The sequence below is a fragment of the Anoxybacillus tepidamans PS2 genome, from assembly GCF_000620165.1.
GTDB lineage: Bacteria > Bacillota > Bacilli > Bacillales > Anoxybacillaceae > Anoxybacteroides > Anoxybacteroides tepidamans_A.
Map to the genome: position 1 here is coordinate 15,978 of NZ_JHVN01000003.1, position 12,766 is coordinate 28,743.

A 12,766-nucleotide genomic window follows, 5' to 3' on the forward strand; every position below is an offset into this window, starting at 1 on the left:
CAAGCATCCCACACTCCCACATTTGATGAAAAAATAGTTTTGGAGGAAACGGTTCAGTCGATCACCGAAGCCGTTGGGTATCGCAACTCCTCGCGAACCTTTACGTTGCGCATCTTGATCACATTTTGTTCTCCTCGCTCCGATTCATGAATGAAAAACCTTCCGCCAATGTGGCCACCATGCATGGATTGCTGCGATTTCATGACTCCACAGTATCGAAGAAAGCCAAAGAAATCTCGTACAACATCATGAAACGCTTATTGGCTTTGATCGTCTCGAAGTGTAACTGCCCAAACGCGCCGTTCGCTTCAGTTTCCCAAAGCGTTGCGTGTGGTGATTCGACGACGGTCACGGTCAGAAAAACTGTCTTCGGTGGGCTCTTTACCATGGGGAACGTTCCAGGGTGAAAGTGCACATGGTGTACTTATCGGAGCAATAAATGCCCATGCGCTTCGTGGAAACGACAGGGCCGCGTCACGTGAACCTGTTGGAGAACCACTTATATGAATGTTCAACACATCCCTGTCGAAGATCGAGCTTATTTCAAAATCGAACGCAACGACAAATTTGCAGAACAAAAACAACTCTTTGTCATTCGCTTGAAAGACAACGTGGAGATTCATCAGAAGAAAAGTCTCAAGCGCCTTTCTGTAAATCATCACGTTATTTCAGAATAAAATGGCTGGTTTTTTTGCACGTTCATCCAGCAAAAATCTGCGGGATTGTGCAACATTCCACCCTTCTTTTTACAGAAAAACCGTTTGGCGGCTTGACATGGAGCCTCTGCGGACCTGTTTTTTAGGGAAAGGGGCGCGCAGGAGCCCTTATTTCGCTAGGCAACGAGCCTAACATGTCCGTCACTTCATGTAAAGACCGCGCATCTAATTTTGCAATTATATTTCAGTCTGAAATAATTAGCCAATTTGCAGAACAAATAATTTACAATACTCTTACAAAAGTATCAATAAAATCATTGTCATCTATTAATTCGATTCTTTGTGTCTGTGACCACTTTTCTACATTAATTGGTTCATCGAAGACTTTCATTATTTCTACTTTACGAATATGTCTATAAGGACGATGATTCGGATCAAAATAGTAATCTCCAGTTATGCGAGCAATTAATTTCATTTTGAAGGCAGTGGTTTGTCCCACTCCCACTATTACATAGTCTCCTTGTTGCACCCATTTGCAAAACTGATTAAACCGACGCAATATACGTTCATTGTTAAGCGGTAACTGGTTGTGAGGATACTGATTATAATTTTGGTTTACTCCTTCTTCATCCATGCCAATCTCACTGTTATGAATAAATGAGTCAGCCCAATCCTTAAATGTTTTCATAACCCAGTAGTTCGCCATGTATATTCTCTCCTCACTTTATATAGTTTAATAATATAGCAGCCGCTTTGAGCCGTAGTTCCTCACGCTCGGATTCCATCGCTTTATATACAATCTCTAATGCTTTTGAAATTTGTTCGTTCGGAATGGAAACTCTGCTTTGAATTTGATTACTTTTGTTTAACAAGCAATCAAGTTCGGCTTTAGCAATAGGATGCTTGAACTGGGTAACCGTTCCACGGTTTCTTAATAGCTCTTGAACCTCAGCGTTTAAATCGCTTTTTTGCACGGTCACCAACCACTTTACCTCTCTTTGATGACATTTGCCGTCAATATCATTGTCAAACTCCTCGACATATTTGTAAGGTCCGATGATTCCTAGGTGAACATACTCGTTCTCAGAGATAAGAACATAATCGCCTTCCTGCATAGTCCGAACAAAAGTGTTTACGAATCCTAAATAGGTGGATAGTTGTTGACCTTCGTACTTATACACTTTTGCTAGTTGTTTACGAATGATGTCTTTCGTAGCATGTGTTAAATCTCCAATGCCTGGCCAGCCAATACAGATGTAATTTTCACGTAAGAATTCGGCACCTCGTTCAATTCCATGGGGTTTCGTTTTCATTTGAAATAAATTCATTCTACACCCTCCTTATACGTTACGGACCTTAACGTTTATTTTAATTGTAATTCTGTTTATTGTAAATGTCAAATGTAAATATCCTAAAAAAAGTGTATTAAGCCGCGACCTCTTCTTAAGTTCGTGCTTTTCATTTTCGAAAATTTTTATAAAATAGAGGATCATTTTGGCTCTCCGTTTTTTGTTTTACACCACACCACAAAGACTGGTGAAGTTTGTAGAGACAGAGAGTCAATGTTCGGCTTGGTATTTTTCATTCGCATGAGAGAAGTTTGTTTGTTGTTGTTGAAAAAGTCCAGTAGGGTGATGGGACGCATGAAAACCGTGATCGTTAGATATTTGAGTTTTTCAAGCGTATCCAATGGCGTTTCAGGATTTTACGGATATGATCATGATCAACGATGTACACAACCGGGCAAGCGTTATAAACACGGATGGTGTCATACTGAAGGCGAAGAGTTGGATGAACTAGCTTTGAGAGTTGGCTTTATGACAAGAGAGCAGTTTGCGCAGGAGCGTAGAAGACAAGGGAAAACAAGCTGGAAAATACTTATGCTACAGAGTTGTCTATAGTTGTAGGAGAGGTGCTCGAACAGCAAGGGATTTTGTGGAGTGTAAACGGAGTAGATGTTTTATTTCGTTGCCCTCAAGCGGAATTTGTGACTTGGCCTGCAACAAAGAGAAAGGACCGTATGTTTGCTTTTAATAGTTTAACACACCCACCGAGAAGTCTCCCACCTCTTAACGGAGTGTAGGTGGGAATGATTCACCGCTTCATCTGAGTTATAGCTCCCATACGCCTTTTTCCATTGTACACCATGATGTATATAAACGCATAGCTGATCGCACATATTGGGGCCACGTTTCAACGGTACGTGCATCACGCGTGTTGATTATCCAGTAAACCGATAAAAAGAAAGACAACGTGGAGATTCATCAAAAGGAAAGCCTCAAGCATCTTTCTTTGCCGTCGTCCTCAGTTGTGGCGGATTTCACTTTGTCAGCTTGGAACGAAGCAGTGCCGTTCGAAAAAACGCCACCGTGTCGCTATCTTTAAGGATGCTCTCCGTGTGGTCCACACATCCGCAGAAAAGATGGCCGACATGTATCAAGAACGTTGGACGGTCGAAGTGTTTTTCCGTTGGGTGAGGCAATACTTAAACGTTCCGGCTTTGTTTGGCACCACCGAGCGCACGGTATACAACCAGCTCTTTGCGGCATTTATCGCCTATGTGTTATTGAGATGGCTATACAATCGAACCAAAAAACAGGCAACATCACACCTTCCCTTCATTTCTTTCGTTCGTCGTCTTTTATCTGGGCAAATTCCTCTGGAATGGAAATCCGAGATGGGAGTTGTCTTATTTGAGTTTACTCGAATCTATGGGAGGGGTATTCCTAATTTTGGATAATCAACAACCTTGATATCCTCCAAATCTTTAAACATTTACTAAGGGTTTTTTCAAACTACTTAGAATTATAGTTTTCCGTAACTACCTACTCCATGAAAGCGCTTGATTATCTGAAGTCATTATGTCAGCAGTTACAGATAGAAACACGCCCTCCCCAAACGTCCCCATCTTCGTTTGGAAAGGACGATATTTCTAGTGAACCGATCCGCCCTTTCTCTCAAAATATGCGTGCAGGCGGTATTCGCAAATTTGTTGCGTCCAGTTGTAGAGAGTGTCTTCATCGCCTGGCGCGACCCGGAAGTTGAGGGAGAACGCATTGTTTTCAAAAGATACGATTCCTTGCGAGCTGCCGCTCCATTTTGTCATCGGCATTTTGGCGATGAGTTTGGCTACCTTCTGTTCGTCGTATTGCCAAAGTCGCTTCGTTTCGCCGTCGGAGAAGTCGATGCGCTTCCGGTATTCTTTCTCCATAAAATATTGATGGAAAAACGGCGCGGCTTCAATCGGCGTGATCGGCTCATGCCAGCGCGCCGGGCCGCGGTTGAGCATCGCTTGCAAGACGACCATTTTATAACTTTTTGTCATCGTCGTCCGCTCAACCTCGACAAGCCACGGTTCGTATTGTAAAAACAACCTCTCTTCTCGTTCCGACAGTTCCCCTGCCCAATAAAGGAAGCCGACATATGATTTAAACTCTGATTTATATTCAGTCGCTTCGCTTCTGCCGTGCAAGTGAAGCTCCAAATACGTCGGACGGCGGCCGAGTTGTTGCTTCACTTCAAGGTAATCAGCTAGCAGCTTCTCGCGGCGCGGCTGGCGCTTCCGCCGCATTTCCTCGAGCAAGTTCACGACACGCACATCGAGATCAATGAAGCAATGGTCGGGCACCGTTGGGATCGTCGGTTCTTTCCCTTTTTTCTTCTCTCCGCGTCTTGCGTCAAACAGCTGCAGCTTCACGTCGGCGTTGCGGTAGTTGCCGATTAAGTCGATAATGACGCAATGGTCTTTTCCGTCATGCAAGCGAAGGCCGCGGCCGACTTGCTGGGTAAAGATCGTCAGCGATTCTGTCGGACGGACGAACAACAGCGTGTCGACAGCGGGAATGTCGACCCCTTCGTTAAACAAATCGACGGTAAAAATCGCGTCGAGTTCGCCCTGCTCGAGCATCTCGATCGCTTTTGCGCGGGTGATCTGTACTTGCTTCGAGTGCAAGCTCACTGTGCGATAGTTTTTTCCATTAAAATAGTTTGATAGAAAATCGGCTTGTTGAATGGAAGAACAAAACACGAGCGTTTTCGTTTGTTTATGCGTCTCCCATGCCCGCAAAATATGTTCCGCCATCTCCACACGCAGCTGCGCTTGCAATAACTCCGCTTCGTCGTAGCGGTTGCCGCGCCAAGTGATTTTCGTATAGTCGGTTTCGTCGTATACGCCATAGTAGCGAAACGGCGCAAGCCAGCCGCGCTGGACGGCTTCGATAAAATCGATGCGGTACGCCACGTTGCCATCGCAAATCGCATACACGTCTTTATGATCGTTGCGGTCGGGCGTTGCAGTAATGCCAAGCAAAAATTTCGGTTTGAAATAATCGAGCACCCGCTCGTACGATTTCGCCGCCGCGTGATGAAATTCGTCGACGACGATCAGGTCAAATTCGTCCTGGGCGAACGCCTGCAGATGCTTTTTCATGCTTAACGTAAAAATCGATGCAAATACGACATCGGCTTGTCCTTCTTTTATTTTGCCGTCGTAAATGCCGAACGTTTTTCCCGGCATGACGCGCGCAAACGACTGCTTCGCCTGATGCAAAATTTCTTCGCGATGGGCGATGAACAGCACTTTGCCGAAATGGCGGGCAAAAAAAGCGGCCAAATACGTTTTGCCGAGCCCTGTCGCCATCACCACCATCGCCCGCTCGTATCCTTCTTCATATGTCGCTTCTAATTGGGCGAGCGCCTCGATTTGCGCAAACCGCGGCTGGATTGCCTCGTATGGTGCACTCGGATCGTGAATGACTTCCACTTCTTCCGCACGTTCGGTCTGTTCAACCGGAAGCATCAGCTCGACTTCCTCAAGCTCCGCCCATTGCCGCACTAAGTTCACATGGCGCTGATGGTACTCTCCATATTGTTTTTCGTATTCTTTCAAAGTTTCCTCGTTTACTTGCACCGTTTGTTGCGCATAAAACAGCGCTAAAAATTCGTTCATCACGTCAGCGAACACGTTCTCCTCGACGCACTTGCGCATCCCGATGTTCCATTCAATGCCGCTCGTCAAGGCAGAACGGGACAAATTGGATGAACCGATGATAAAATATCCTTCCTCTCGATCTTCAAACAAATACGCTTTCGGATGGAACGAAACGCCATCGCTTTTCCATAAGCGGACTTCGATGTTCGGATGGATCGCCGCCAATTGCCGCAGCGCCTCCGGCTGGGTCACGTATAAATAATCGCCAGCGCAAATTTTAATATCCGCCCCGCGATCGGCTGCCCGTTTCAGCGGTTCTTTTAAAAACTCCACTCCCGATTTCATGACGAACGAAGTCAAAATGTAAATCGTCGCTGACGTTTCAATATGCTCTTGCAATTTTTTTATTAGACCGCTTTTAATAAACTCCACTTTACTCATCGTGTACCTCGATTAAGAAAATCTTCTCTCGAAACCCTCCCCGCTTCTCCGCTTTCTCGGCGCGGATTGCTTCGACTTTTTCGATGCTTGCTCCGTGGCACTCGGCAAGCGCGTGGACGATTTCCAATAAATCCGCCAACTCCTCGAGCGCCGCGGCATCGTCTTTCGCGTTCATGTATTCGTCCAACTCCTCGAACGCTTTTTGCCGCAGCTCGCGGCGGTATTCCTCTTCATCGAGCGTTCTTGTTGTGAACGTCTTTCCTGCCGCTTCGATGATTTGCGGAATTTTGTCGCGTACTAGCTTGTTATAGACTGGCATGAAATCCTCTCCTATTCTTTCAATATTCCTTCACATATTTTACAAGATTTGCAGCTTGTTTGGAACGAACAAAATGAAAGGTGGCCGGCCGAATTTAAAAATGCCAAACTTCTTATACGAATCTGTTGCGACACTCCTTCCCCATTTCGATCCCCGGCAATGATAGCTTGGCATTCTCTTATACGTGCTCGTTTTTTCTTCCCCTATCCGCCTTGTTACCTTATTCAGACAAAAGAGAATCGTACATCCCACATGTTAAAATTTTTCCCTTACTTCCCATATCCCTAAGGAATAACTTGCCTTCGTGAAAATATGATTAGGTGTAAATAAATTTTAGGAATGGAGGGGTAAAATGAAGCGGAAGGTTTTTTCGTCTGTTGCGGCGATGACGCTAGCGTGCGGCTTGATGGTCGGTGCGGGGGGAGCGAAGGCGAAAACCGAAGATACGAATCCGGTCGGTCAAACGTATTTAGTCGTTTTTAAAGGCAATACCTTGCCGAAAAATTATGCTGACATGATTTCAAACGCTGGCGGTAAAGTAGTGCGCACCTTGCCTAAAATCGGCAGTGTGGAGGTCGAGGCAGCAAAAGATAATTTTCTTGCGAATTTAAAATCTATTTCCGATGTGCAGGCGGCCAATCGCGAGATGATCCATCGGCTCGATGATATGGAAAACGATCCTGCGGCGGCGGATGGCCAGCCTGTCACCGATATTCCTCAGCCGGAGAATATCGATAGCTATTGGAATTATCAATGGGATATTCAAAAAGTTACGAACAACGGGTCATCCTATGCGATTAACAAAGGAAAAGGCGCGATAGTCGGCATTATTGATACTGGAATTGACCCAAATCATCCGGATTTAAAAGCAAATCTTTTAGGCGGGCAAAACTTTGTTCCTGCGGGCGCTTATGGCGATGACCCAACTGAAACGGGAGACCCTCGTGACTTTAAAGACCGCAACGGTCATGGAACGCATGTGGCTGGTTCGATCGCTGCCAACGGAAAAGTGAAAGGCGTTGGTCCAGAACTTGGCATTCGCGCTTACCGCGTCTTCCCGGCCAACGACGGCGCGGCGACGTCTTGGATTGCCGCTGCGATCATTCAAGCAGCTGATGACGGTGTCGATGTCATCAATATGTCGATCGGCGGCTTTGACGCGTTATCTCGCTACACGTACCAAAACAGCGGCTCTTATAGTGATATCGCTGATATGCTTGTATGGAAGCGCGCCATCCAGTACGCCGTGAACAAAAATGTAACCGTTGTCGTAGCTGCTGGCAATGAATCTTTGAATCTCAACAATCCGACTGCCATCACCGATTACATGAATGCCGAGTACGGCTACCTTGGGTTGCAGTTTAAAGGCGCGGCGATGGAAGTGCCGGGGCAAATTCCTGGCGTCATCACCGTTTCCTCATCCAATCAATGGTCGACAGAAAAAATCGCCTTTTATTCAAATTACGGCACACGCTCGATTGATGTTGCAGCACCGGGCGGAGATAACGGCCCTGTTTACGATGCAACTGGGGATCTAAATAAACGCGACTTTCATTACAGAACGTTAAGCACTTGGCCGACATACATGGAGCCATATTTCACCTCGAACTTACACAGCTATGCGTTGCTTCACGGAACGTCGATGGCCGCACCAAAAGTTGCCGGCATCGCAGGCGTGATTAAGGCGGCCCATCCTAACTACACGCCAGCCCAAGTCGCAACGCTCATCGAACAAACCGCCGTTGATTACGGCAAACCTGGCCACGACGCCTTGTACGGTTCTGGAGAAGCGAATATTTACAATGCTTTAACCGAAAAATAGTTTCATAGTTAGTTGCAATGTAAAAAGCAGCGGGTTTCTGCCCGCTGCTTTTCGCTTTTTAGTGAGATTCGGTACTGTCGGATGTTTAAACGTTAAGGGTCGCCGATTCCTCCTTCTCACCCCTTCCTAAAAACAGCCGATTCTTAAGTTCAAAATTTAACATAATCTACCCGAGAAGCCTCCCACCTTGAAACGGAGTGTAGGGTTCATTTTTTATATTAATAGAAAATGACATATCCCAAATATCCCCTTATAATCATCTATATGGATAAATCAGGAGGTATTGGCATGAAAAGCATCAAACCCGGCCGGGGCCCTTCGCTGCAAGGGCTGATTATAGGCATCGCCTTTATTCTTTTTGGTATTTTTTGGATGATTATGATGTTCAATATTACGCAAGATTCACCGTTTCTCGCCGCTCGCATTTTTCCGTTCTTCGGCCTCGTTACTACAGCGATCGGTGTGTTCCAAGCGGTCTATCATTATAAAAACGCGACGGGAAAAAACCGCATGTCCGTGCTCGATATTGTCGACAGCAGCGAAGAACCCGATCCACTGAACGTCCGCTTTGACAGCGAACAGCGAGAAAGCAAATATTGCCCATATTGCGGAGAGCGCGTGCAACGCGATTTTCAGTTTTGCCCGAAATGCGGGAAAGCTTTATCCCCCTCGACATAAGTCTTGGGGGATTGATTTTTTCACCGCCCATCAACTTCAGCTTGCCGCGCGCCGTTCATCACCTCTTCCATCCCTCAATAACATGCAAGCACGAGAGATTCATCTATCGTGATAGATATGATATGCTAGAAAAGGAAGACTACGAAGGTTAAACAGGATGGGGAGAGAGATGCAACAAGAACGGTTATGGACGAAAAATTTCATTCTCGTCGCTCTAGCGAACTTTTTTACATTCCTGATTTTTTATTATTTGCTTGTGACGCTGCCGGTGTATGCCGTCCAAGAACTGCGCAGCAGCCCGTCATCCATCGGCTTAATTACGACCGTCTTTCTCATCGCAGCCATTATCGTGCGGCCGTTTGCCGGAAAATGGATGGGCAAATACGGAAAGTATATCGTCTTTTTAGGTGCGCTTGCCGTCATTGACGCCGCCTCGCTTCTATATTTTTTCCCGCATTCGCTTGTGGGCTTGCTTGCGCTTCGCTTTTTCCACGGCCTCGGATTCGGCATGGCGACAACCGCTAACGGCGCGATGGTGGCGGATTTAATTCCCGATTCGCGCAAAGGCGAAGGGATGGGCTATTTCGGCCTAACGCTCAATCTCGCGATGGTCGTCGGTCCGTTTCTTGGCTTAACGGCGATGCGGCACGGGGCGACAACGATGTTTGCCATTAACGCTCTATGCGCGTTCGTAGCGATCGCCATCGGGCTGTTCGTCCGCCTGCCGAAACAAAAGATGGCCAGCCGTTCTGCCAAAGCGCGGAATGCGGCGACAAAACTTTGGGAACGTTCCGCCATTCCCGTTTCGCTTTTAGCCGCCTTTTTTGGACTAACGTATTCCGGAATCATTTCTTTTGTTTCGATTTATGCGAAAGAAGCGGGATTCCCGAGGGCAGCCAGCTACTTTTTTATCATCTACGCCGCGGTTCTTTTGATTTCTAGACCGTTTACCGGAAAGTGGTTTGACCGCTACGGGGCGAAGGTGATCATGTATCCGGCGATCGGCTGCTTTGCGCTCGGCACTTACTTGCTTAGCACGGCGTCAAGTGCGCTGCTTTTTCTTGCGTCCGCGGGGCTCATTGGACTCGGCTGGGGCACGATGTTTCCGAGTTTGCAAACGATCGCGATTCAAGTCGCCCCGCCGCCCAACCGGGGATTGGCGACGGCGACGTTTCTATCGATTTTCGACTTCGGATTTGGAGGCGGTTCCTTTTTATTCGGTTTGGCTGCCGCGCAGACGGGCTACAGCGTCTTATATTTTGGCAGCACGTTTCTCATCCTTGCCGGCATCGGGCTGTACTATTGGCTCGACCAGCGAAGCGGCGCCACATCCGAAACAACCGTCCAGAAAGCGAGCTAATATGCGCATAACGTCGCTTTGCATGAACGGAAAAACCCTATTCCCGACCGTTGGGAATAGGGTTTTTTAGGTCTAGCGCGTCTAGTTGTTCCCTCCATGCTTGAATGGCTTATGAATCACGGAAGCAACCGCAAGCGCTGTTCGTTTTTTATCATTCAACGATTTCTTCTTCTTGCGTGCGGATGAACTCTTCGTAAAATGCCGCTAACGAAGTATAAACGTAAGGAATCAGCCATAAAAGTCCAATGCCGAGAGTGAGGATGCTAAGAATCCCCCAACCTATAAAGCTAAGATACAATAAAAATAGCTTCCATTTATACCCTTTCATCCGCTTTTTGCTTTCTCGAATTGCCTCAAGCGCACCGTATTCTGGATGATCTCTAAATAAAAAGAATGCTTGCGAGTATGATAGCGCTTTGATGATTCCAGGGATGACAAGCAATAGACTCCAAAGAACGACGAAGATCCCATACAAAATCGATGTGCCGATCAGTTTGAGCCACATCTTTCCTTCCCCATACACCGTAAATATATCGGCGATGTCAATAGCTTCCCCTCTATATGCGTCTAAAAACACCCAGTAAATAGCCACACCTAATGGAATCAACGCCAATGAATACAATAAATTAAATATTTCAGCCGCTGCCGGCGGATTTTCCTGCGCACTCCATGCGCTCCAGCCGCCGCTGATAATAACCTCCACAACAATCGGAACGATCGTATTCATAAGAAAATAAACAATCATCAATAAAACCGCTGCGCCCCATTTCCCTTTTAACGATTGCCTCGCTTGGCGCTTCAATGCTGATAATGTCATGATGTTTCCTCCTTGTCAGCAAATAATGTCTACAATCCAAATATACGATGCCCTTTTCCAATTTATCATATATTTCTCAAAATCTCTATCACTTTTTTCCAATCATTACATACATTGTTTATTCTTTTATGAATCCCTTCACAATGAAACAAACGATAAATGCGATCGCAGTGACAAGGAGGCCGAACAGTAAGCCGAGCGTTTGAGCATCAACCATTTATAAGAAATGCCGATGTTAGCCCGATTCAAAACACATTTTTCTTTATATTTCCTCTTCAGCGATTGTTTTATTTATTTTCGGTTTTCGCACTCTATGGAGAGAGGTGAAAATCAATGAACAAAAAGTGGATTCCCGTATGGGGAGGAATCGCGGTTCTCCTTCTAGTTGCGGCGTTTTTTCTTCCTTTCCATGAAAGCCGGAACATAGGACAGCCAAATCATGTACAGCGGTTAACGACCGCGCCGCAGCCCACGCCAAACCGCGCAGGACATATAATGATTACGCATGATAACCTAATGGCGAATCATCAATTGAAAATGAAGCTAAACAGCAGTTCCGCGGTAAAAATTATTCAACATAACGAACAAGACGAAAGCCATTATTACAAAAACCAAATTACCGTCCGGTTCAAACATGTGCCCGCGGCGCCTGAATTAAGGCAAATCGAAAAAGCCATCGACGGAAAAATCGTCCGCCGGATGAACCATATTTTTGTATTTGAGTCCAATATGCATACATTTGAGCGGCTTGAGGACTATTTTGCCGATCGGGCCGATGTGGACTATGCCGAACCGAACTACATTTATTTGCAAAATGAAGTGCCGAACGACTCATTGTATTTAACGTACCAATGGAACTTGCCCGCGATTCAAACAGAGGAAGGCTGGAGGTTTTCCCGGGGAAATAAACATGTGACGATTGCGGTAGTTGACAGCGGCGTCGATTTAAATCATCCAGACCTCGTTCATCGCTTAGTCCCGGGATATAACGCCATCGAAGATCATGGTTTGCCGCAAGATGACAACGGGCACGGAACGCACGTGGCCGGCATTATCGCCTCTGAAGCCAACAATCGGCAAGGGGTTGCCGGCATTACTTGGTTTAATCGGATTATGCCGATTAAAGCGTTGAATTCGGACGGACACGGTTCTTCGTTCGATGTGGCGAAAGGAATTATTTGGGCGGTCGACCACGGCGCTCGCGTCATTAACTTAAGCCTTGGGAATTATCAACCGTCCGAACTGTTAGAGGAAGCGGTTCGCTACGCCTATGACCGGGATGTCGTGCTCATTGCCGCTTCCGGAAACGACCATTCCGCACAGCCTAGTTTTCCAGCCGCATATCCCGAAGTGCTGAGCGTCGGCGCTGTCAATCCCGACGGTTCGCAAGCGGAATACTCGAATTACGGCGATTATTTAGACGTAGTAGCGCCCGGAACAAACATCGCCAGCACGTTTATTCACAACCAATACGCTGCTCTTTCAGGAACATCGATGGCAGCACCGCACGTGACGGCATTGGCAGGGCTCATTCGTTCGCTGAATCCACAGCTCACGAACAAACAGGTTATTCATATTATCCGAAAGTCGACGATCGACCTAGGCCCTCCTGGGAAAGATGCCCTGTTTGGCAACGGCTTAATTAATATATATAAGGCGATGCAAATGGCGAATCAAACGATCCAAAAAAGAGCCTCTTGAATCATGCGTTCGCTTTTGCGGCGGAAAATCGGAAATGACATT

The 12,766-nt window shown here is 46.5% G+C and carries 9 protein-coding genes and 2 pseudogenes; 6 read left to right on the plus strand and 5 right to left on the minus strand.

Annotated features, from left to right (window positions below):
- Nucleotides 1–25: 25 nt before the first annotated feature.
- A pseudogene (locus N667_RS20125) lies at nucleotides 26–650 on the plus strand (transposase); the annotation flags it as partial.
- 289 nt (nucleotides 651–939) lie between these two features.
- Here the strand turns inward: N667_RS20125 and N667_RS0104350 are convergent.
- Entirely contained in the window at nucleotides 940–1,362 is a 423-nt protein-coding gene (locus N667_RS0104350) for a hypothetical protein (RefSeq protein WP_027408445.1), read from the minus strand.
- Between the two features lie 13 nt (nucleotides 1,363–1,375).
- Nucleotides 1,376–1,984, minus strand: coding sequence for a hypothetical protein (locus N667_RS18265; RefSeq protein ID WP_051529958.1), 609 nt, complete (start codon nucleotides 1,982–1,984; stop codon nucleotides 1,376–1,378).
- A 910-nt stretch (nucleotides 1,985–2,894) separates the two neighbouring features.
- Between N667_RS18265 and N667_RS18270 the strand changes: the two are divergent.
- Nucleotides 2,895–3,396, plus strand: a pseudogene (locus tag N667_RS18270) (transposase); the annotation flags it as partial.
- A 192-nt stretch (nucleotides 3,397–3,588) separates the two neighbouring features.
- On the opposite strand, the gene N667_RS0104370 reads toward N667_RS18270, so the two are convergent.
- Both N667_RS0104370 and N667_RS0104375 read right to left on the minus strand, forming a co-directional pair.
- On the minus strand, nucleotides 3,589–6,027 hold the full coding sequence (locus tag N667_RS0104370) for a DEAD/DEAH box helicase family protein (protein ID WP_027408448.1): 2,439 nt from the start codon (nucleotides 6,025–6,027) through the stop codon (nucleotides 3,589–3,591).
- Nucleotides 6,020–6,346 carry a nucleoside triphosphate pyrophosphohydrolase gene (locus N667_RS0104375; RefSeq protein ID WP_027408449.1) on the minus strand — a complete coding sequence of 109 codons (327 nt, stop codon included), beginning with the start codon at nucleotides 6,344–6,346 and terminating at the stop codon, nucleotides 6,020–6,022. The genes N667_RS0104370 and N667_RS0104375 overlap by 8 nt, the downstream gene beginning before the upstream one ends.
- Before the next feature lie 352 nt (nucleotides 6,347–6,698).
- Here N667_RS0104375 and N667_RS0104380 point away from each other — a divergent pair, with 352 nt between their 5' ends.
- From N667_RS0104380 to N667_RS0104390, 3 genes are all read left to right on the plus strand, one after another.
- Nucleotides 6,699–8,168, plus strand: coding sequence for a S8 family serine peptidase (locus tag N667_RS0104380; protein ID WP_027408450.1), 1,470 nt, complete (start codon nucleotides 6,699–6,701; stop codon nucleotides 8,166–8,168).
- A gap of 288 nt (nucleotides 8,169–8,456) precedes the next feature.
- Nucleotides 8,457–8,846: a zinc ribbon domain-containing protein gene (locus tag N667_RS0104385; RefSeq protein ID WP_027408451.1), complete on the plus strand. Its 390-nt coding sequence runs from the start codon at nucleotides 8,457–8,459 to the stop codon at nucleotides 8,844–8,846.
- Nucleotides 8,847–9,015: 169 nt separating this feature from the next.
- Nucleotides 9,016–10,206, plus strand: coding sequence for an MFS transporter (locus N667_RS0104390; RefSeq protein WP_027408452.1), 1,191 nt, complete (start codon nucleotides 9,016–9,018; stop codon nucleotides 10,204–10,206).
- 151 nt (nucleotides 10,207–10,357) lie between these two features.
- Here N667_RS0104390 and N667_RS0104395 read toward each other — a convergent pair whose 3' ends face one another.
- Entirely contained in the window at nucleotides 10,358–11,023 is a 666-nt protein-coding gene (locus N667_RS0104395; RefSeq protein ID WP_027408453.1) for a DUF975 family protein, read from the minus strand.
- A 333-nt stretch (nucleotides 11,024–11,356) separates the two neighbouring features.
- Here N667_RS0104395 and N667_RS0104400 point away from each other — a divergent pair, with 333 nt between their 5' ends.
- Nucleotides 11,357–12,724, plus strand: coding sequence for a S8 family peptidase (locus N667_RS0104400; protein ID WP_027408454.1), 1,368 nt, complete (start codon nucleotides 11,357–11,359; stop codon nucleotides 12,722–12,724).
- Nucleotides 12,725–12,766: the final 42 nt, after the last annotated feature.